Source organism: Patescibacteria group bacterium, from assembly GCA_041674405.1.
Taxonomy (GTDB): domain Bacteria; phylum Patescibacteriota; class UBA1384; order XYA2-FULL-43-10; family XYA2-FULL-43-10; genus JBAYVT01.
In genome coordinates this window covers 49,887-72,675 of the sequence record JBAYVT010000004.1, presented here as the reverse complement: position 1 = coordinate 72,675, position 22,789 = coordinate 49,887, and the positions used below count along the sequence as shown (strand labels likewise).

Annotated in this window: 15 protein-coding genes; 10 read left to right on the top strand and 5 right to left on the bottom strand. The window is 44.6% G+C overall.

Going from position 1 to position 22,789, the window contains the following annotated elements; all coding sequences use genetic code 11:
* From WC080_03285 to WC080_03250, 8 genes are all read left to right on the top strand, one after another.
* On the top strand, positions 1-1,491 hold the full coding sequence (locus WC080_03285) for a hypothetical protein (protein ID MFA7244280.1): 1,491 nt from the start codon (positions 1-3) through the stop codon (positions 1,489-1,491).
* A gap of 70 nt (positions 1,492-1,561) precedes the next feature.
* Positions 1,562-2,011, top strand: coding sequence for a PrgI family protein (locus WC080_03280; protein MFA7244279.1), 450 nt, complete (start codon positions 1,562-1,564; stop codon positions 2,009-2,011).
* Positions 2,012-2,013: 2 nt separating this feature from the next.
* Positions 2,014-3,123, top strand: a complete 1,110-nt coding sequence (locus WC080_03275) for a hypothetical protein (protein MFA7244278.1) — start codon at positions 2,014-2,016, stop codon at positions 3,121-3,123.
* Positions 3,113-4,972 carry a DUF87 domain-containing protein gene (locus tag WC080_03270; protein MFA7244277.1) on the top strand — a complete coding sequence of 620 codons (1,860 nt, stop codon included), beginning with the start codon at positions 3,113-3,115 and terminating at the stop codon, positions 4,970-4,972. The genes WC080_03275 and WC080_03270 overlap by 11 nt, the downstream gene beginning before the upstream one ends.
* Before the next feature lies 1 nt (position 4,973).
* Positions 4,974-6,245: a hypothetical protein gene (locus tag WC080_03265; protein ID MFA7244276.1), complete on the top strand. Its 1,272-nt coding sequence runs from the start codon at positions 4,974-4,976 to the stop codon at positions 6,243-6,245.
* A gap of 11 nt (positions 6,246-6,256) precedes the next feature.
* A complete protein-coding gene (locus WC080_03260; protein ID MFA7244275.1) occupies positions 6,257-7,405 on the top strand; it encodes a M15 family metallopeptidase in 1,149 nt (382 codons plus the stop codon).
* 2 nt (positions 7,406-7,407) lie between these two features.
* Positions 7,408-8,421 (top strand): C39 family peptidase, encoded by a 1,014-nt coding sequence (locus WC080_03255; protein ID MFA7244274.1) that lies wholly within the window; start codon positions 7,408-7,410, stop codon positions 8,419-8,421.
* Entirely contained in the window at positions 8,411-15,700 is a 7,290-nt protein-coding gene (locus WC080_03250; GenBank protein ID MFA7244273.1) for a hypothetical protein, read from the top strand. Before WC080_03255 ends, WC080_03250 begins: the two co-directional genes overlap by 11 nt.
* 82 nt (positions 15,701-15,782) lie before the next feature.
* Here WC080_03250 and WC080_03245 read toward each other — a convergent pair whose 3' ends face one another.
* The 5 genes from WC080_03245 to dnaA all read right to left on the bottom strand — a co-directional run bounded on the left by WC080_03245 (position 15,783) and on the right by dnaA (position 21,382).
* Complete coding sequence (locus WC080_03245; GenBank protein MFA7244272.1) at positions 15,783-16,673, bottom strand: zinc ribbon domain-containing protein; 891 nt, start codon at positions 16,671-16,673, stop codon at positions 15,783-15,785.
* Positions 16,674-16,978: 305 nt separating this feature from the next.
* A complete protein-coding gene (locus WC080_03240) occupies positions 16,979-17,251 on the bottom strand; it encodes a DciA family protein (protein MFA7244271.1) in 273 nt (90 codons plus the stop codon).
* Between the two features lie 4 nt (positions 17,252-17,255).
* Complete coding sequence (recF, locus tag WC080_03235) at positions 17,256-18,317, bottom strand: DNA replication and repair protein RecF (protein MFA7244270.1); 1,062 nt, start codon at positions 18,315-18,317, stop codon at positions 17,256-17,258.
* Between the two features lie 136 nt (positions 18,318-18,453).
* On the bottom strand, positions 18,454-19,557 hold the full coding sequence (gene dnaN, locus WC080_03230) for a DNA polymerase III subunit beta (protein MFA7244269.1): 1,104 nt from the start codon (positions 19,555-19,557) through the stop codon (positions 18,454-18,456).
* 436 nt (positions 19,558-19,993) lie between these two features.
* Positions 19,994-21,382, bottom strand: a complete 1,389-nt coding sequence (gene dnaA / locus WC080_03225; GenBank protein ID MFA7244268.1) for a chromosomal replication initiator protein DnaA — start codon at positions 21,380-21,382, stop codon at positions 19,994-19,996.
* 509 nt (positions 21,383-21,891) lie between these two features.
* Here dnaA and rpmH point away from each other — a divergent pair.
* Together rpmH and WC080_03215 are read left to right on the top strand one after the other, a co-directional pair.
* Positions 21,892-22,029, top strand: coding sequence for a 50S ribosomal protein L34 (gene rpmH, locus WC080_03220; GenBank protein ID MFA7244267.1), 138 nt, complete (start codon positions 21,892-21,894; stop codon positions 22,027-22,029).
* A gap of 180 nt (positions 22,030-22,209) precedes the next feature.
* The gene (locus tag WC080_03215) at positions 22,210-22,722 is read left to right on the top strand and encodes a hypothetical protein (protein MFA7244266.1); all 513 of its coding nucleotides are present in this window, start codon (positions 22,210-22,212) and stop codon (positions 22,720-22,722) included.
* Positions 22,723-22,789 lie beyond the last annotated feature (67 nt).

The following is a 22,789-nucleotide window of genomic DNA, read 5'->3' as shown; positions in this document are numbered from 1 at the left end:
ATGGCCACTGACGCCCCAAACCCTTCTGCTGGCCCACCTGGACAATCGCCAGAAATTTCGGAAGCGGATCAAACAAGAGAACAACCAGAAGGGGGCAACGAAGGCCAGGAAGGGGCAGAACCGGAGATAGATCATTCCGGTGAAGTTGAAATTACCGAGCAGAATCGTCCCTCTATTCTCGAAGCAACGAAAAGAATGACTCACGAAAATAAAAGCCACTCCCTGGACAAGAGAGAAGTTTTTGCAATTCTCCTCAATCATATATCGGACGAAAATCTGAATTCTTACCTGATTGAAAAAATTTATGCGATATTAAAAGAGCGATACGGAGAGTCTGCGCCATCTAGTAGCGCTCTCACTGAGACGGCGATTTTTATCGCACGTTCAGAAGCGCTGTTTCAAGATTCAGATGCCGCTATTTCCGAGTTATCAAAAAACCCTGAGTATTCGGGAGTATTGAGTAAAAAAACAGAGATCCTTTATGCCCTATCTCTCCCGATAATCAATGGGCACCTTACCGCTAATGATGTCTGTACACTCGTTCAAAATGTTGAAATATCCGATAGTTTAGAGGACGAATCTCGAGCCTCGGCTGGTTATGAAGGGATTATGTCTTTTGGGGGAGGGGTTATCAAACTCTCGAGATCTGCCCTGAAAGATAATTTTGCAACTTCCGAAGGAAAAATCCTGAGCTTGGATTTTGTTCAAATGATCGACCACGAGATATCCCACGGAATAGTCGCTGTCGCAAAACACAAAGAATCCGAAGCAGATGAAGAAAATGCCAATTCTCCGATCGAGATTTCGCTTAGAGAGGCAAAAGAAATCATTCGAAATGCAAAAGATTATATTGATTTTCAGCCGCAACACGTCAGAAACGTGATTAAGAGCTTGGAAAAATCGGAATATAATTCACTCTCACCGACAGAAAAAGCAAAATGGGGGTCGGAAGAAAAGTTCACAAAGTCGCGCGAAATCATGGCAGCAGAAGAAATTGTAACCGATTACACTGCCATTTATCTCCAGAGCGATGGAAGCTTCTTGAGCTTTTTAGAGGTATGCCTTAAAAAGCTCGATCCCGGCAGTTTCAGCCGTTTCTCCAGTTCAGAACTCGGCATTAGTGAATCGGATACAGATCAATCAGGAGAAATTAGTACAAAATATGCCGAAATTGCCGAAGGTATCGCCGGCGGAAATTTTTCAATAGAAAAGTTAAGGACGGAACATCCCGGGATCTCCCGCGCAATCGAATCGTACTTAGTTTTTTATAACACCATAAAGAGAATCGTCCAATCAGAAAAAGGCCATTTAGGCGAAGATTTTGATGGGCTGGATTTGGATTCAATGGGATATTATGATGGCTGGGGCGGTTTCGACAAACAAAATCCAACTCCGGAATCCCAGGCATCTAGCACGGGCCTGCTAGCAGTTGGCGGTGCATTTCTCGGCGCTCTTGCCAATGAAACGAACATTCTTTCACCGATAGAATAACTGGTCAAAATTTTTCCTATTTTTTCCAAATCAATTGTGTTACAATTGATTTGAGATTTTTAGCGATCCTTTGAACTCCAAAAGGAGGGAGCGAGGGAAATTGCGTTACAAGGTTCCGCAAAATATAGATATGCAGGATCGCATTTTGGGACCGCTGACAATGCTTCAGTTTGTCTATGCTGTCGTTGGCGGCGGATTGGCGTATGTCTGCTATATGTCGATACCAAACATGTTTGGCTTGTTTTTAGCTATAATGGTTGCACTTTTTACATTGGCTCTGATATTTCTTAAAATTAACGAACGGCCTTTTTTGCATTTTCTTGCTTCTTTGTTTGTTTTTATGGGCAAACCAAGGATGCGCGTTTGGCAAAGAGAAGAATCAGGGTTTGACGTGGAAGTTTACAAAAATCCAGAAAAGGAATCGGCTACGCATGTCGAATCCAAACACATAACCCGCGAGCAGATGGAAAGAATGGCAAAATCGCTGGATTCTTCAAATAATAATATTGCAACGAGGTAAGCATGGCTACCGTCAAAGCTCCCACAACCCAAGAAAACGTTTTGGTCGCAGGCATTCGCGACGGGATAGTTATTCTGAGAAACGGGCAATACCGCATTGTCATGTCTGTTGCTGCTATAAATTTCGACTTAAAGAGCGAGCAAGAGCAAAATAGCATTATTTTTAATTACCAAAGCTTCTTAAATTCGCTTCATTTTCCGATTGAGATTTTGATTTCATCAAAAAAACTGGATTTGACCCCATATTTAAACAAGATTAAGAAATTGGCGGAAAAACAGAAAAACGAGCTTTTGAAGTTGCAAACAGAAGATTATGTCGACTTCGTCTCTCAGCTTATCAACCTAGCCAATATTATGAAAAAAACTTTTTACGTAACCGTCGGTTATCAGCCATTGGTCACAAATAACGGCGGAATATTGGATAAGCTTTTCAAAAAGAATAATGAAACTGCCCAGCTCAGGGTTTCCGAAGAAGACTATGCCCGATACACAACCGAATTAAAGCAGCGCGCTACTACCGTCGCCCAGGGCCTCGGCTCGATCGGATTACATTGCAAGCAACTAAATACACAAGAAGTGATTGAGCTTCTTTACAGCACGTACAATCCCGAGGTTGCCGGCAAGGAAAGGCTTGCAGAAGAAGCAAATACTTTCGCCTCAGCTTTTGTTACACACACAAAAGACAAAGAAGACGAGGCTCTCGAGCCCAGCCAGATTGAAGATGAATCTACAATCGATAACACAGAAATAGTTAATGCCCAGCAGAAAAAGGAACAGGAAGAAAGACAACAGGCGATAGAAAAAAACGCAGAAAGAGACATGAAAGCGCCGACGACTTCAAACAATACGGTATCCGCAAACACAAATTCTTCCAACGCACCGAGCACCGCACCGGCTCCACCGGCAGCAGAGGCGCAAGAGAAGCCGGCCACACCACAAAGCCAGACTGCGGAAACCCAAACTAAAGCGCAATCACAAGAATCCGGCACAAGTATTAATGAACCGCCACAGAACAGGCAAACACCTCCCCAACCTAACAATCCACCAGTGAACCCGAAAGCCACAAATGATCCAGATAGCGATCCTGCATTAAATAAAGATTTTGGCTGGTAAAATGGCTGATAACGATCAAAAACAAATAGCAACCCAGGACCCAAGAGCTCTTGCCCAAAAAAACATTGCAAAGCGAGAAAAACAAGCTTCGGATCCTAAATTCTGGGCCGATAAGGCAACCGACCAAACAATCGATGCCGTATCGCAGGGATTATCTTCGGTGCGTGACCTCATCGCTCCGGCAGCTTTTGTTGTGACACCGAATTATCTGCAACTGGGTGAGTATTTTATCAAAACTTTATTCGTATTTACCTATCCGCGTTACCTAGATACAAATTGGCTTTCCCCAATCATTGATTATGATCTTACGATGGATATTGGGATGTATATTCACCCGCTCGAGTCAAAAGATGTCATGTATGACCTTAAAAAACAAGTCGGAAAACTTGAGTCAACGATGATGATCGAGCAAGAGAAGGGTGCCCCAAGAGATCCGGAAATGGAAACAGCACTAGGAGATGTTGAGTCCTTGCGTGACGTGTTACAACGAGGTGAGATGAGGTTGTTCCAGTTCGGATTATATTTCACAATTTATGGAAAAACCCCAGACGATCTCAACACCCTGACAGAACAGCTTGAATCTACTCTCGGCGGCATGCTAGTTTACTCCAAACAAACACTCCTGCAGATGGAACAGGGTTTCAACACCACCCTTCCTCTGATGACTGATGAAATCGGTGTTCTTCGCAACCTTGATACTGGATCACTCTCATCAACCTTCCCGTTTACATCTACTGAGCTTACCCAGGATGACGGAATATTGTACGGGATCAATCGCCACAATAATTCTTTGATAATTTTTGACAGATTTGATCTGGAAAATGCCAATTCAGTGGTTTTTGCAAAGTCCGGCTCTGGTAAATCTTACGCAGTTAAGCTTGAAATTTTGCGCTATTTGATGTCGGGAACAGATGTGGTCGTAGTTGACCCAGAAAATGAATATAAGTCGCTCTGTGAGGCCGTCGGGGGCAGTTATCTAAGCATTTCTTTAAATGCCGAGCATCGCATTAACCCTTTTGATCTTCCCCATTCCGAATCAGGAGAAGAATCGGGAGATGATGTTCTAAGGTCAACCATCTCTTCGTTGCACGGACTCATCAATCTTATGGTTGGTGGACTTTCCCCAGAAGAAGACGCTCTGGTAGATAAGGGTTTGTATGAGACATATGCGATCAAAGACATTACTACCGACCCAGAGAGCCAAAAAAATGAGCCGCCAGTGATGCAAGATTTCTACAATGTTCTGTCCAATATGGGCAGCAGCGAGTCTTTGAGGGCGCGGTTGTCTAAATATACCGAAGGCACGTTTGCTGGCATGTTCAACCAGACTACCAACTTTGAACTCAAGCCTGGTTTTGTGGTGTTTTCGGTCCGCGATCTCGAAGAGCAACTTCGGCCGATCGCGATGTATCTGATATTAAATTATATCTGGACCAAAATCCGCATGGATATGCGCCGCCGCTTGATGGTTATTGATGAAGCTTGGTGGATGATGCAATACGAAGATTCTGCCAAATTCTTACACGGCTTAGTAAAACGGGCGCGCAAATACTACCTTGGAGTTACCGTGATCAGCCAAGATGTGGAAGATTTCTTAGGTTCAAGATATGGAAAAGCAGTGGTTGCCAACTCTTCTATGCAGATGCTCATGAAGCAATCCACTTCGTCAATCGATGTAATCGCAGAGACTTTCGGCCTTACGGAGGGGGAAAAATATATTCTATTGCAATCGGATGTAGGCGAAGGATTGTTTTTCGCCGGTTTAAACCATGTCGCCATAAAAATTGTTGCATCATATGCCGAAGATCAAATCATCACCACGGATCCGAAACAATTATTGGGAGAATAATATGAAAATCACAGACGAAATGAATTTTTTAAGATCAAAAGCGTATCTGCTTTTGGGAATTTTAGTGGTTGCAGCGGTGGTCCTAATAATTCTCCTGAACCGATCTACTCTGTCGGTCAAATTTACCCCGCAAGACGCCAACATTTTGCTTGACAGCGCCCCTGTAAGCACCCTGCCTGACGGCACGGCCAAGATTACCACAAAACCCGGCGATCATGTTCTGACTGTCAAGAAAAACGGATACGTAACGCAAATTATGAATTTGACTCTGAGTGGCGGGCGCAGTAAATCTGTGCAAGTTGATCTTGTCGAGGTACCAAAACCGATTGTCCTGCCACTTGGTAACATTAAAGATTTGCCGGTAGATAATATCACAACCGGTGATGAAGATGACTCGCTTATGTTTCTAGGAAGCGGCAAATCAGCACTTTACAAAATCCAGTTCAAATCTGACCGCAGTGTAGACTATGTAAGACAGATATCAAATCCTGGTTTTTCCGGAATTACGAATATTGTCTGGGGACCCAAGAAAGATGCTGCCCTCTTTCAGAAAGGAAGCGCCGCATACTTTTTTGATTTTCAAAAATATAATTTTGTCAGCCAACAGGAAGTTAAATTTGGGGACGATATCGGTAATGTCGCCTGGGCACCAGACGATTCCAAGATTGCTTATTCATATGCCCCATCTTCGGGCGAACAATCAATCATTTTCGCGGACAAGGCAAACACAAACATCAAACGTGCCCTCAACCTAAAAGATTACGGCATTACAAACCCATATCTTAGATGGTCGCCTTCGTCAGAATGGCTGCTTATTATCCCACGCAATACCGATGCAAGCGGCAACAAAATTTATCTTTTGAATGCTTACACGATGGCTGTAAAAAATATTACCGACACTGGCAACAACCAAGAAGCCTTATATTCGCCAGATGGTAATAAAATTATCTACACAACCACCTCGGATGACCCTTCAAATCCAGTTAAATCAGAGGTATCCGTTATGAATAGCGACGGATCAAACGCCAGAGATCTTGGAATAAAAGCGATAATCTCCAAAATTGTTTGGATTGATAATTCCAATATCGCCGTCGCTACCTATGACCCGGAGACACAGCAAGAAAGTTTGTTTAAATTTAATGTAGATTCTAAACAAAAAATCGGTTTCTCGATTCCACTTTCGGGCGTATATATTACAGAACTTTCGATTTCGAAGGACAACAAAACTCTATACTTTGTTTCGAATAACCATTTGTATCAAACAGGTTTGTAGGCGAGGGATAAATGGAGGGAGCCAAATTAAATTCACGATCCGGAGGAAATGTGGTGATTGCAATTGGAATCAGCGCAGTTTTGACATTCCTCGTCGCCGGCACAGCTGCTGGCATGACATTTGCAACAATGCGCAAAAACACCGGTGAAACCCCCTTGGCTATGGGGGGTGGTGGTGAATGTGTTATGCCAGATCAGAACTGGACAAGTCCTTCCACATCTGAAATTCCAGATTCTGCTTCTGTAATCTCCAAACTCGGCGGAAGAAGTATCATGCCTTCCAAGGAGCGTATTGATCAGATCCTTCAGGCCACAAGGGCCGCTGGTGTAAATCCGGCTGTAGCAATCGCCACATGGGGCAAGGAGCAAAACTTTGGCAAACCAAGCTATGCGTTTGGCGTCGCTCCTGGTAGCACATCCTTCGAGGACCAGCTCACAAAACATGTAAAAACCCTGACAAAAGCACGAGATAATGTTGCGCCTTATGGAAATCGCCCTGCCGGAACCGCGATTCAAACTTGGTGGATCGATGCATATACGCCGGAATCTGATTCAAGAAATAATGTCTCGGAAGACAGGGAAATATTTTTCACTTTTCTAAAACAATTGGTTCCTGGGCAAATACAATGTTCCAGCCCCAATCCAGTTAATAATTTTGTCTCCGGATCTTTAGACTTTCGTGGTTATGGTCCGGGAAGCAGTGGACAGGTGGGAATCTGGAAGTCATTATCACAGGCTCAGTCTGCTCTTCATTCAAAAACACAAAATGAAGTAGAAAAGCAGCTAGTTAATTTCAATTTTCTCGGCCACTCAATTCGAGTAAATAAGTATATAGTTCCTGCCCTCCAAAATGTTGTAAATGATATCAAAAGTAGTGGATCAACATACAAGATCAAAGATATTGGATGTTATAACTGGAGGCACAATGTGAATAGCCCCAGCCTTCTTAGCCCACACTCAACTGGCGCAGCATGTGATATTAATCCAGGCCAAAATCCCAATGGAAGACGATCCGGAAGGCCTCGTGACCCAGCAGGGTGCCCCCATGATATTCCCAAAGCTGTTTCAGATGCTTTTGAAAAAAACGGGTTTTTTTGGGGAGCAAAATTTAAGGGAGTATGCGACGCAATGCATTTTCAATATGGAGGAAATTGGAGCTAAATATGCCAGAAGAATTTAATAACGAAAATTTAGATGGACAATCAGAGGCTCCGCGCCCAAACGAGAGAGGCTCGGCCATAACGGCGGCAAAATCCGGTTCTGGTTCCGGCGTTACCGGCAACAAGGTCCTTAATAAAGCAATCGATGCAGGCAAAGACAAGGCGCTTGATGCAGCAACTGGCGGAGCGTGGGAGGCAGCAAAGAGACTACCGGTTATTGGCAAAGCGCTGGATAATTTATCGAACAAAGCACTAAAATTCGCGACCAAAAATTTTTTGAAAACATTTTTGATCGCAAACTGGCCGACATTAACCACAATTGCCATTGTCATTCTCCTAATATTTTTCATAACCGTCCCTGCCTTTGGCAGAATGTCAGGATCAAATCGTGGAATGGATGGAAAATCTCAGCCAATCGATGCTTCGGTTTATAGCGAGGCTGATGCCGCCGATATAAAACAAGTTCTTGGCAACTCAATAACGGTTCCTGGAGATCCGACAAAATGGTATTTCAATCAAGGCGATCCCAGATGGGGAGACAAACCTGGCCAAGCAGCAGGATGGAGCAGTAAACGTAATTCGTATGCAGGTGCTGCGTGTGCAATTACATCATCCGCAATGATTGCAAATTATTATGGAGTTTCCGGAATAACCCCCTATATTTTAGGCCAGTATTTGGCTGACACAAACCACAGCATGGCGCTCGACAAGGCTACTTGGGTCAGCTACATAAACAGTAAAGGGTTAAACAAAGAGCTCGCACAGGTCCCTCGAAATTTAGACTCGGTCAAAAAAGAGATTGCCGCTGGAAATCCAATTTTAGCACAAGGTATTACAGCCTTTCGGGCTACCGGCCAACACTGGGTTGTAATTATCGGAGTGAGCAAAGACGACAAATTCTTAGTACTGAACGATCCTTCAGCCGAAGCGTCGCGCGGCCGGCCGGCCAGATATTCGCCTGCCAGCGAATTAAATAGCGGACTTATAAAAGGACTATGGGCCCTTCATGACAAATAAATTTATAAAATTGTTTTCTTTTCTAGTAATACCGATTGTAATCATAACTTCGGTAATGTTGCCATACCAACCCATGATTGTGCAGGCACTCGAAGAGGATCAATATGCTAATTCAGGAAATGACCAGGTTGGGTCAGATGCTGATTACTCCGGAGAATCTGCTAAAGATACAGTTCCCGCAAGCGGACCGGCAACAGATAATTTTGATGATTCGCTCCCTGCCGATGAGTTGATTGCCACCCCAGACACTGATGCAGCCCCAGTCACCCAATACGTTGCGCCTGCACCACTTAATAAAAATGCGAGCTCAACCGGTTTGATTTTGTCGGACAAAATAATTCTAAACCCAAGCGACAAGAAAGATCTGGAAAATATTGCTTTGGTCAATTCTGTTCTCCCAGACCTTAAAAGCGATGCGTCTGAGCTTTCACGCTTAACCGGCAAAGACATAAGCAGCCTAAACCAAATGCGCGAAAGTGACTGGGAAGGCTTTTCAAAATTTGCTGACAACGCATCCGCAAAATATTTCACGCAGGGATATCTAACACAGCGTCTTCTCGCAAGCCCAAATATTCTTGCACAGATATTTGAAACTGACCAAGAATCAATGATTCAACAAATGCAGGATGATTCAGGAAAACAATATGTGGTTTCCGCTGTCGAAGGTATTATAAATACCAAAATTGATAAACGGATTATTGATACCCTCAATTATCTGGTCCGTCCAAAAAATAGCCCCATTGGAGGTGCCGGGCACTGGCGAATTCAGGTTGATAAGATTAGAAATAGTTATACAAACGATGTAACCAAATTCTCCAGGGAATCTGAGGTGGCCGAACAAAAAGACAGTGAGAAAAAAGCCGAATCAGAACAAACAATTGAGGAATACAAGGCACAGGAAGACAATTCTGGCGTTGGGGAACTAGCAGCGGAAGCAGGAATTCAGCAAAAGGATAGCCTCTTAAGCGGGCAACTCGTTGATGATAACGGGAAATCGATCTCAGATTTTATTATTACCAATGAAAGCCCGCGGATAGTTTCAGCGCATAATGCAGGGCAGGCTTTTGATATTTCGCAAATCGATGATATACGCTGCACCTTGATCAAAAAACGCCGCATTGGCAGCGATACCAAGATCCCCCAGCCTCCAATGAACATTAAGCTCTTGTGGCAAACATCCGAAGGATACAATAAAGACAAGGCAGCGATTGATTCCAGTTTCAATACGGCAATACAGAGAATGTCCCAGGACTCGATAACTGAAATGCTATCTGGCCTCGGGCTGAATTTCTCTGATATACAGAATATGAACATAGATAGTTTCAGTGATGTATTAACCTTGGTTGGCCAACAATTTCTTGCCAATACCATCAACTCTGGAACTGATTCAGATTTTTGGAACCTTGACCTTTCCGGTACGTTACAACAAATCGGCGGCTCGATAATTGCAGAAGCCTTATCGTTGCCTTCTGGCCCATTTATGGATGGTTCGGTCTTAAATATTGATGGCCTCGAAGAATCTCTGGGTAGGGCCGGGATAGAACAAGCCCTTGGCCTCCCCTACGGCTCACTCACCGGCGAGAACAGGGCCGATATTCTCGCCCAAATCGGAAGAGAGAGAATAATTCAAGAACTTTCACTGCCAGAGGGAGTTTTCGACGTTCAGTCAATGAATCAGCCAAGCCTATATAGCCAAATCGGAGCAAGATTAATTGAAAATCAATTTGGCCTTGCCTCGGGATCATTCAATAAATCCGGACTTAATGATGTGCTTTCTACAATTGGAAAAAACCAGCTTTCAACCATAATCGCATTTCCAAGTGCCCTCGATACCGATTTCGGCTTGGGATCGGGAACAACAGCGTCTCTTAAGGCCGGGGTTCTTTCTCTTCCAAATTATCTACAGCAAATTGCAGAAAGCTACATCACAAAAAGAGCGGATGTATACAAAAACTTTAATGGTTCATATGGCCAAAATGATAGTATTTTTAATCTGCCTGCCGGCACTCTGGCCAGTTTTCTTGGGGGGACAATTTCTCAGGACCAGTTATTGAACGCTGGCATCTTTGCTCTATCGAGCGCTCTTGAAAACGGCGAGCAATCAAGAACAAATTTGAGCAACTGGTTTAAAAATCCAAATGCAACATTTACAACAGATGTTCCCACCAATACAGCAGAGGAGCCGTCTTTGCAGACCGCACAAATCCAGGTGCAAACCTATGCCTCAAGGCTTGGCATAAACCAGATCGATTTCGCAAATTTATTTGGCATAGGATCAGACCCGGCCGGTACTTTCAAAAAAATAGGGCAAAAAAACTTAAGGCAAGCACTTGAGACTTCGGGCTATGACGATAAAAAAACACAAGAAGCAAACAATTCAAATGTATTAGAAAATAAAAATGTTCGCGATCAGGCATATTATACCGACCGAATCAACGGCATTAAGTCCACACTGAACACTCTAAATCAACGAATACAAAGTTATACGTCTGCTTCAAGCGCAGTATCAGACAAATTAAATAGCACAATAAAAGCAAAGGATGACGCTCTAAAACAGGCTTTGTCTGTGTTCGCGACCGCTGCCGAAAAGGCTGATGCAAACCCGGGAGGCGGAGACACAACAACAGCCGCAATCGCGATTGGCAGTATCATTAACGAAGCAAGCTCCCCGGTATTTTCCGGATCTACAGATCTCTCCGAAGGCCTTTCAAGCAATGACGGAACATTTTCCGATTATCTGCACCAGCTCAATGGCGTAATGCAGAATGTACAAGATATCACAAAATCTGCATATGAGATCACCACTGGAAACGAGCAGGCGGATTTTAAGATTGAAGATTTGCACTTGAGTGATATTAAGTTTTCCTCCATCGATCTGGGTGGCTCCAAGCTTGGATTGGGAGACCTGGTTTCGTTCCTGTCCGGAAAAACTACTTTGCAAGATTTAGTATCTGGCGCTGCCTCAGCTAAACTAAGCGGCAGCTTGGGGATCTCTTCAAAGGCCCTAAAATATGCTTCGGACGCACTGGCTCTGGCAAAAAACAATGACCAAGCAAAGAACAGCCAAAGTTTCAAAGACATTTTTTTCCGTGCCATCGGTTCAGCAGCTCTTGAGGAGCAAGCTGGAGTTGCCGGAAGCTCAATTTTAACAGGATCTGATCTGTCGTCACCAAAATCTTTGGCAGACCTTCGTGACGGCATGGTAAACAAATTGAAAATAAGCCGGAGCAAAGCAAACAATATTCTTGCATCGGGCATGGGACTAAAGGGATTTGATCTTGATGACCTTATGAACAACAGCTTCAGCGCGTGGTCTTCGGCTCGCTCCAAGGCGATTGCGAATGACGTGAAAAGCAAGCTGCCGGCCGGGACGACCGAGAAATTTATCACCGGACAACAAATCGGTGGATATGACCAATCGGAAGCTGACAGCGATACTATCAGGCTTTTGGCAACAAAAATGCATGTTTCCGAAGCAGCGATTAAGGCGTTTATGACACACAAGGGAGGAAATGACAATCCTGGGGTTAACCAAATTTACTTCGTCGACCACAACAATTACTTAATGGCAGCAGCAACGCCTGACAATCCCTGCCAGCCCATACAAAATGTCGATATCGCAGGCACGACCATACCAGACAATAGCTACGTGTATTTCGACAAAGCCGGCGAACATATATTTAGCACATATTCTGCTGCTAGTGAATACAAGAGCGCAAACGATGATAAAAAAATAAATTATACTGACGAAATTGCAAACGCAGTTTATTTGTTATCTTTGGACATATCTAAAGGAGCTTCACAAACAGGCAGCGGAGTTCCTTCTTACCTCGAAAATTATTTTAGGTCATTCCCGCCACAATTTTCTGCCGAAGGAATTGCCGCGGCAAAAGACTTCCTAAAGGATTATGGAAGTGCTGATAAAATAAAAGCTGCCCTAGACACATTTGTTTCTGATAATACATCGTCCAAGCCATTTAGCGATGCTAATCTTATCCAATTTGAAAAGATTTTGGACTTCGGGCTAAATATCTCGACTGAAGAAAGCGAAGCGGTATTTTCAAGGCAGAATAAAAATAGCTCCGGTGGGCAAGTCCCGCTCGACTACCTAAAGGTTTCTGGCTACAACATAGTCGACAAGCTTGCCGCATCTTCTGTAAACCAATCTATCGGAACACAAATAGGATCCGGAAGATTGACCGCTGACGATATCTTCAATATATTTAACGGCAATTCAAAGAGCGTATTCGCAAAAATCGGCAGCTCAATTCTAGATTCTAGCCTCAATCTGCAAAAAGGTACCGCTTCGGGGCTCCTAAACAATGATAATGCAAGCGCAAGAAAGTGCGCAGCCACTCAAATATCAACTAATCTTATCGGTAACTCTATTGGCACAGGCAACCTTGACTTGGCTTCTTTGTTCACCGGTAGCAGTGTTGGGTCAAATAAAGCAGAGTCACTGCTCGGATTACCGGCTGGGTCGCTAAAAAGCGGAAATATTTTGGGTGTTGCAAAGAATGTCGGGGTTGTTAAATTTGCCGAAGCGTTCCAAATTCCGGTAAGCCAAGAAGAGATCAGTGTTGTAAATGCAGAATTAAAGTCTATGGGTGAAAATTTCTTTAATGTGAATGCAGGAAACAGCTTTTATCAAAAACTAAACTCCGTTGTAACTTATTACCAGGCCTTAGGCACTAACTGGACCGGAGTGAATGATGCATTACAAAAGACAATTGATTCCCTGGTCTCAAAAGGAAGCACCGGTGGATTTAATTCGGATACAATTGCCACCTTATTTAGCCAGAACGAACCTTCGTGGAACAACTTCGTTGGCAGATTATCTTTTCTGGATCGCAATCTCGGGCTGCCGGATGGCACAACAGTCAAGCTTCTTGCCTCGCCAACCGCGGGAAGCCTGGGTGAGATTTTCCCGATAAACCAATACGTACGCCAGGTTACTGATGCCGCAACTCAGAACAATTTGATTTCGGGTTTGATAAAAGGACTCGGGCTACAAGACGGCAGCGACAGGCAAATAACAGATGGCGACATAAACAATCTCATCACCTGGATCAAAGATCCCGGCGATAACATGGGTGATCTTTATGGTACATTAAACAATATTTTCTCTTGGAATCTGGATAAAAAAGCCGGTTTGCCGGAAGGCACCATGGCCACAATTCTGCAAGACCCTCAGACAACTTTTAACAGATTAATATCCTTTGGTGCCGAGGCATTTGACAGCAGTTTAGGATTGACTTCAGTATTCAAGACATTGATCTTGGGCAATCCGGACATAAGATGCGGGCTCTCGATATTTGGCGGCAGTGGAGATACGGAATCTTGCCTCAAGTCCACGATCGGGGGACAGTTAAACACACTTGTCGGGGACGCTTTTAAAGATTTGCAAGTTAATTTCACGATCAAAGATATTGCCGGCAACCTGGAATATTCTCTCAAAAATCTCCTAAACATGGACGGGTTTGACTCTTCAACTTTCCAGCAAATTCTCTATGGGGATTTTAGGCCGATTCAGCTCCTAGGTGCAGTCATGAATATCCCCCAAATGTATTCCGGCAAAGACGGATTGCCCTTCAATTTGGGAATATTTGAAACATACGACAACGCAATAAATGCCCTAAATTCATTCAAGTTTAATTTTAGCGATCTAACGCGATTGGTATATGGAGATTTAACACAGGAAATTGCCGTTCGCCTGGCAGCAGAGCAACAAAGATGGAACCAGCTGACTAATTCTAGTTACAACTGGACGATCGCCGCCGGTAACGCCACCTTCAACGTTTCAACCGGGATATTGTCCGATTCTACTACATCATCTAACCTTGGGCCTCCAAACGGGATTATTAACATTGGCCTTAATTTCCCGGGTGCATCGGATACTTCAAGTGCGCCGATTCTAAATCTTCAAGTTGACAATGGATTGCGCATTACTGCTGGGATTGATACAGGGGCGGCAATTGACAGCCTTCTAAATGTTCGAATTGGCAATACTCGAGCGCTTGATGTCTTAAACGCTGGGCAAGCAGCAATCGACTTTGCTACAAATATTTGGAGCCAGGGAGTGGAGTATAAATCAATTGATTTAGCCTTGCACAGGCTGGATCCGAATATTCCTGCCGATTTTGCCCGCAGCATGTTTCAGGGGAATGATTGGACGCGGACAACTACCCTACTTGAATATGCCGAGGGCTTAATCCGGAATGACCTCGGAATAGATTTTCTTCCGGGCGGATTCTTGGGAACACTACAAAATTTTATTTCTGATCCGAACAGCTTTGACTTTAAGAGCGCTTTGAATGGCCTTTTGGGATCAGCCACTGCCGACGGAACTCTCGTTAACACAATAGATAATTACATTACAGGTAAGGCAGCCTCGATTTTTGGGGTCGATTTCGGCCAAGGCACATTCGGTGGTATTCTTGGATTTCTTCAGACTGGAAGCTTAGAAGGGGCACTATCAATAGCTGGAAATAAGCTTCAATCTCTAGCAGACATTTATGGGGGCCCATCGTTTGCCCTAAACTTTGTTGGCGGATTTGTTGACAAGACATTTGGTCTGCCGCCAGGCACAAGCCAAAATCTTTATAATTTGTACCAGAACTTTAAACAGGCAGAGCAGGCATTTGCTGCGTCCGGCGGAAGCGGGGCTTCTGGTGCCAATCTTGCAAATGCCAAGGCTGCGGCAATCTCTTATGCGGCAAGGCTTGTTCTGGGCGACACATTGGCAAAATGGGACGAGCAGCTCGGACTTGCTCCTGGCACCTTATCGCTTCTTCTGGATGCCACTATCAGCTTTCTGTATGGCAACTGGATACAAGCAGCAATTGATGTGGCAATTATCCTTTACAATAACCTCTTTGGTGTTTACAAAGTTGAATACTTGTGTACAGCTGATGGTTATTATCCTAGCATCGAATCACCACCATCACCCGATATAGTGGACAACGGAAATCTCGGGGTATGGAATGGTATAGACAGTAAAACCAGAGAGAGAAAGATAATTGAGGCTGCACAATACAAGGCCAATAAATTCATCCAAAACTTATACGACATGCCATCAAGTACAGATGATCAAAAGCTCGTCCCAACCCAGGTCATGACCGGCCGTTGGGAAGATGTAAATGCTTGGTCAGCACTTACATCAGATACCATATGTAAAAATGTCACTGGCGGCGGGCAAACAAACGGCTTGTGTAACGGCACCAAGGCTGGCATGTGGGCAAATCCACAGACTACCGCGTATACACATGTCGGATTTTAACTAAAAACTAATAACCTATTTAAACACAAAGGAAGCGCCCGGTTAAGGGCGCTCCTTTGGTACTTCTCCTCCTTGGTGCCGGCTATCCGCCGGCGTGGTTCACCTTGTCGCGGTTAGCGGCTGGTGGCGGCTCACAGGGCCGCGCCCTTTCGATTGCCGGTGCGGGTTCGCAGGGCCGGTCCAACCTGGCGCCGCAGTAGGGGCAAAAGTTCGCTCCTTTCGGCGAGATCCGGTTGCATCTCGGGTTCGGGCAGATGTATGTCTGCTCAATCACCGAAATGCGTTCGCCCGTCTGCGGGTCGTACCGGAATCCGGCTTGCGCCCCAGTCCTGATGCCAAGCTTGGGCAGCAGCTGCCCCAAGAGCTCGGCAAGACCAGAGTCGGTGATCTTATAGACGGCATCGGTCACGATGTCCGTCCGCTGATCACCGCCCAGATCCCACTCGCCGCTCTGCAGGCTGAGCTGCTGGTCAGTCGTGATCGTGCAGTTCTTGCGAATCGATAGCGCGGGTGACACGACTTTCGTCCCCACATTGACGATCCGCGCCTGCAGCCAGACCGTTATCATGGACTTCTCAGCGTGATAGGAGTTGCCGCGGATCTCAACGTCCACGGACTTATCCTCCACGCTCATCCTGGTGACCGTAACCACCAGGAGCCAGTTGGCGCCGACGCCCTGGCCAGGCTGCTCGAAGGTAGTGGGGTCCATGTACGGATCCTCTGCCAAGGCCTGCTCGGCCTCTGCGATCCCGAGCATCTTCCGCTCTACCAGCTCCATGTTGTAGGCGGCCAGAATGCAGGGAGCGACCTCATAGGCTCGCTCCTCGACCAGGCCGGCCGCCTCCTCTTCGTCCACCCACCACTCGAACTGGCCAAGGGACGAGGCAGAGACCGGCGCGATCGCCAGTCTCTGAGGGGTAGGCTGCGGGCAGACTGCGATCTCTCCCGCGAACGCCCCCGACACCAACATCATAGCTAACCCAATTATCGTGGACAGACGCATGTCTGCCACCTCCTGACAATCAGTACCTTGGACGCCTGCGCTAATCGCAGCTGTGCGCCCTAAGGATTATTATCGAACGCTCCAATATACCACAATACTGCCCCAAAGTCAAGGTTCTGTGGATAATTATTTGACATTTACAATTAGAATTTTGATATCCTTAAATCACTCTCCCACTCGCCCTGCGGTACCAAAAATCAGCCAATCTTTTTTGGCTGAATACGCCTCGCGATTGGAAATCGCGGGGCTTCAAGATCAACGCGGCTCTTTCGCGTTTAATCAGAGTTGATTATACGTAAACGCTTAACGCATTCTCGACCCATCTTAACATTGATATGAGAGAGCAATTCTTCTTCGTCCATAGAGAGTTCCTGGGCAGCAGCGGATGAGCTCACAGAGACCTTCAGAATCCCCCGAGAGCAGGATATGGCTTTGAGCCGCCCCTTTCCCCATTTTTCGGCCAAAAAACAGGCATGCGAGCTTGTAGCCGCTCCAGCAAGCCCCTTCTTGTTGAGAGCACCCATCAATAACTTCTCAATCTTGTCCATAATATTATTTTAACTCAATTATTTTAGAATTTTTTAGAAGCTCGGCTGATAGGTGCGCTTTTTCTGTCGTTGTTATCAGCGATTGATACTTCAAAATAAGGGCTCCTAAATGCTCGCGGCGAATCGGGTCAAATTCGGAAAAAATATCGTCTAGGAGGAGGATCGGGGAGGCATATTTCTCTTCCCGATCAGCCCGATCGTTCACATGCTTTTCTAAAAATTCGAGTTCGGCGACTTTGAGCGCCAGAATCGCCGATCTTATCTCGCCTCTCGAGGCAAAATTTGCCATATTGCGCGTGTCTAGATAGAACTCGAGATCATCCCTGTGTGGGCCGTAAATTGTCGCTCCATACGCCACCTCGCGGCGCCAATTTTCAGCGAGTTTCGCAGCCAAATCGTCACCCGATTTGCAGTGATAAACAACCTTAGGCTGCTCCCCTTTCTCTCCGGAAATATTGGCGTAAAAATCGGGCAAAATTTTATTGATAAACACTACCGCCTCCCGCCTACTCGCGTTGATAATTTCGGCGCTCTTGACAAGCTCTCCGTCCCAGAATTTTAGCTCGGTTTCGGACGCCTCACCCGCCCCGATCCGCTGCAATAAGTGGTTCCGCTGTTTACGGACTTTGTTGTAGACGGAAAGCGCCAGAAGATATTCCCGCTCAACCTGAGAGATCATGACATCAAGAAAGCGGCGCCTCTCGGCCGGCGAGCCGGTAATTATCTCTATAGTTTCGGGCGAAAACACGACTGTTAAGAGTGTGCCGATAAATTCGGACATCTTTTTTTTGACTCCGCGCTCCTTGGCCGCGGCTAAAAGTCGTGGATTTTTCTGCAAATACAGCGTAAGTTCGTCACCTGTAATGCGAGCGTAATCTGCATCGAATTTGACTAAGTTTTTCTTGTCTTCTTCGCGAAACGACCTGCCAAATGATAAAAGACCAACAGCCTCGAGGATGTTGGTCTTCCCCACGCCATTCAAGCCGACAAGAACAGTGGATTTATCGAGGACAAGCTCAAATTTGCCGTAGTTTCGATAGTTTTCAAGTTTCAAGCGAGATATCATTGCAATGTATTTACCTCACAGAATTATTACACAGAATCACACGGAACCTTTAACCCCAATCTCTCCGGAGAAACAGGCTACCGGGAATGTTTTTCTGTGCTTTTCTGCGTGAAGTTTCTGTGGATGAAATTTCCTATTATTGTTCTGTCCTTAGTGGCATGACGAGATAGACAAATTCTTTGTCTTTTTCCGATTTAATAACCCCGGCTGACGCCTCATCATTAAAGCTTAGGACAATGTCTTCATCGGGAAGAATATTTATCACATCCAAAAGATACCTGGCGTTGAATGATACCTCGATTTCACCTCCGGAAACATTTGCCTTCACATGTGATGTTGTCGATCCGGCGCCGGTTGTTGCCGATTTTACGGTCATACCATCTTTGTTGCATATGATTTTGATGTTGTTTGCCATGTCTTTGGCAAAAAGAGCCGACATTTTAATAGCAGAAAGAGTTTCGCTTGTCGGGGCTTTAACATTAATTTTCGAGCTCTTCGGAATAATCTGTTCGTAATTTGGGAAATTGCCCTCAATCAGTCTCGACACGATCTGGGTATCGGCAACCACAAATGAAATTTGGTTTTCTTCTGCGATTAATTTAACTTTCTCCACCATTTCACCGGAAAGAATTCGAAGTAGCTCATTCATGGTTCGGGCCGGCACAATGATTTCTTTTTTTTCTACTTCCTTGGAAAGGGCAATCTTTTTTTCTGACAGTCTGTATGAATCCGTGGCAGCAAAAATTGCTGATTTTCCCTCAAATTTCATATAAACACCAGCTAGCACCGGCCGTGTTTCATCATTTGCAGCGGATATAGTGACCTTTTTAAGTACATCAATTAAGTCTTTCCCGGCAAGTTCACAGAAAGCATCTTTGTCCATATCGGGGATTGTAGGGAATTCATCGGCATCAATACCTTGGATTGTTGCCTCAAATCTGTCTGATCTCAAATTTACGGAAAGATCTTTTGTTTCAATAGAAATCTGCTCATCGCTGTTATTGTGGACAAAATCGGACAAGAGTCTCGCTGGAATTGTAACCTTTCCCGAATCATCAATTTTTCCGATAACCTGGGTTGTGATAGCAACCTCCAAATCGGTTGCCGATAGTTTGATTTTTCCTTTATCTATCGAAAGCAGAATATTGTTTAAAACTGGCAACGTTGTGCGGGTTCCAACCACACGAGAAACCACATTAATTGCTTTTGAAAAATTCGATTGTAATATTGTCGCTTTCATTTTTCCTCTATTCTTAGTTAATTGATTGGCTGGTTAATTAGATAATGTATTGGTTTTTGCTTGATATTTACTTTTGATGTTTTCCACAGGGTGGTGGATAATTTTGGTTTTGGTTAATGGCTAATTTTGTAGTACCACATTTCTTATTTCTTATTTCTTGTTTGTGATATGTGGATAACTGAGATTTTTCTTGTGGAAAATTGTGGATATTTATGTGAATTATTCCAAAGATAAAATTTATTGAAAAAGTTATAAACAACTTACAAAGCTTTTTTCACAGGAAAGACACAGCTTGTGCACTAATTAATTCACAGGATATTTATTGAAATTGTTAAAGTGATAAACATTTTTTAAAGATTTCCACACTATCCACAGGCCTTATTATTAATGTTATTACAATAAATATCTGTTTTTATTTCCAAACCGATGTGGAAAATTAAGAAACTACCAGATGAACTTTGTTTTTAATATTTGATATTTCATCTTTTAACCTTAAGTCTTGTGATATTTCACTCTCTACCTTCGTGCATCCATGCATAATAGTAGTGTGGTCTTTTCCTCCCATTTCCCGCCCAATTTCCGGAAAAGAAAGTGATGCCTCGTGGCGCAAAAGATACATTGCAACCTGCCTTGGCCGCACAATCTCTTTATTTCTTTTTCTGCCAAGTAAATCCTCAACAGGGACATGAAAATATTTGCATATTTCTCGGATGATTAGATCTGGAGTAATAGTGGTTCTTCTGTCTTCAATAATATTACCTAATATTTCTGAAGCCACCGACATATTTGGTTCGCATTGTTTTAGATTGCAAAATGCAAAAATTTTAGTCAATGCTCCTTCGAGCTCGCGGACCGATGATTTAATATTTTCTGCAATATGGTTGATGACATCATCCGGCACTTCAAAGTTTTGAACTTTGGCTTTCTGTCGCAGAATTGCCGCTCTTGTTTCTAAATCCGGTAATCCGATGTCAGCTACCATTCCACCCTCAAAACGCGTTTGTAAGCGCCTCTCAAGCCCTTTAATTGCTTTCGGGGTGCGGTCAGCGGTAAGGACAACTTGTTTCTTGTTTTGGTGTAAATGATTAAAGGTGTGAAAAAATTCTTCTTGTGTCCCCTCTTTGCCTGATAAAAATTGAATATCGTCAATTAAAAGGACATCGACGTTGCGATAACGGTTTTTGAAATCTTTTGCTTTTCCAGAACCAGACTCAACAGCCGAAATATAATCATTAACAAAAGTTTCCGAACTAACATAAAGGATGCGTTTGTTTGGATTTTTTGAAAGGACGTGATGCCCGATGGCTTGCATTAGGTGAGTTTTGCCGAGACCTGAATCGCCATAAATGAATAAAGGATTGTAAACAATTCCAGGGGTTTTTGAAACCGCGTCGGCAGCAGCGTATGCCAATTGGTTGGATGAGCCTACAACAAAATTGTCGAATCTATAATAGTCATTTAGTGTCGAATTTTCTGTTAAAGTCTGAACGATGTGAGTCGGTTTAATAGCCTCCTTGTTATCCACAGGGGTGTGGACAACTTTGTCTTTTTCAAACCTGACTACTTGCTCTGTGGAAGGGGTGGCAACCTTAAACTTTATTTGTTTTATTTCCTCGCTGATCTGGTGAGCTAGTGCCTTTTCAATTTCGGACAAATATTTTTTCTTGAGCCAATCCTCAACAAAAAAAGTTGGCACCCCGATTGTTAAAATGCCCTTTTTGAAGTCGAGAATAAAAGTATTTTTAAACCACGTCGTGAAATTGGCCCGTGATATGGACACTTCGAGTTCACCTAATGAATTTCGCCAAATTTCGACCAGGTCCATTCAGTTCCTTAAGGCAATTAATCTTATGTAAAAACTATATCAAGTTATCCACAGGGTGTGTCAATCCCTCGACAAGCTCGGGATAAATTGCTGTGGCTATAATGGTGATAAATTACTCAAAGTTTTTGGATTGACTCTGAGCACAGTCGAATGAGTCAATCCCTCGACAAGCTCGGGATTAATGCCTTGTCTGACGTAGTACGGCAGACAATCTCAAATACACTTGTCATTTCGAGCTTGCCGAGAAACCTACAAATAAAATAGCCATTATATTAGGGGGCAGAGGGCTTAATTGCGGGGCAGCCCTCTAGCCCCCTAAGACCCTTACTCCTGCACGCATATATTGTATTGCTTTGTCCGTGAAGACACTCCAAAATTCACTTCGTTCAGTTTCGGGCTCTTCACTGGGCAAAGCCACTATCTCTAAATCGTTGACTTTAACTATTAATTATGGTACTTTACTTAAGTCAAACACGATTTCGGTGTTTTTATTTTTGAAGAATGATCTTATGAAAAAAGGCACATACCAACCAAACAAAAGAAGAAGGGCAAAGAAACACGGGTTTTTCTCGCGCATGGCTTCTCGTGCCGGCAGAAATGTTCTTGCAAACCGCCGAGCGAAAGGCAGAGCGAAACTTTCAGCCTAATAAATTGCTAAATTGCTGTATTGCTAAATTGTTGAGAATAATAATATAACCATTTAATCATGTATTTGGGAGCCCCACGGGTTCTTTTTTTGTGCTCGAGAAGATTGACAATTGATGAGAAATAGTATATATTGAATTGTCGGTATCAGGCGTACAATTTCGGGTACAGGAGGCGCAAACATGCGCGCTATTACCGCTGTTCTGATCGCAATGTTGGCTTTGTCCGTCTCGGTCGCTTTCGCGGACGAGGTGTCGGTGTCTCCGGGTGTGTTCGTCCAAGGCGAGTACACGGCTGCAACCGTGACCGTTGCTCGCGGTTCGGCGTGGTTCTACGCCGAACAGCAGGTGGACGGGCCCTACACTCTGCTGATGGCAGGGTACAAGCCGGCCGATGTCCTCTGGCTTGCCAGGACGGACAATGAGCGGCTGAGGCTCGGCGCCGAGGTCAACCCCTGGAATTCGTGTCTTCGTGTGTGGGGATACGACCCGTGGCGGGCGGACGTTACGACGCCGCCGGTCAAGATCGTGAGGGGCCTGGATGCGATGGGGTATGTGAAATACCAGGCGGGGTGCAAGCCCTACCAGACCATCCAGTTCTGTTGGAAGTCCGGCCGCGCATCAGGGCTATACCGGCTCTGCGTGGATGGGCAGGACGACAGCGTCTGCGCCCAGTACAACATCGGCCGCTTCTAGCGACCAACAACCTGGAGGGACTTTCAGGGCAGCCATCTCGCATCGAGGTGGCTGTCTCTGTGTTTAT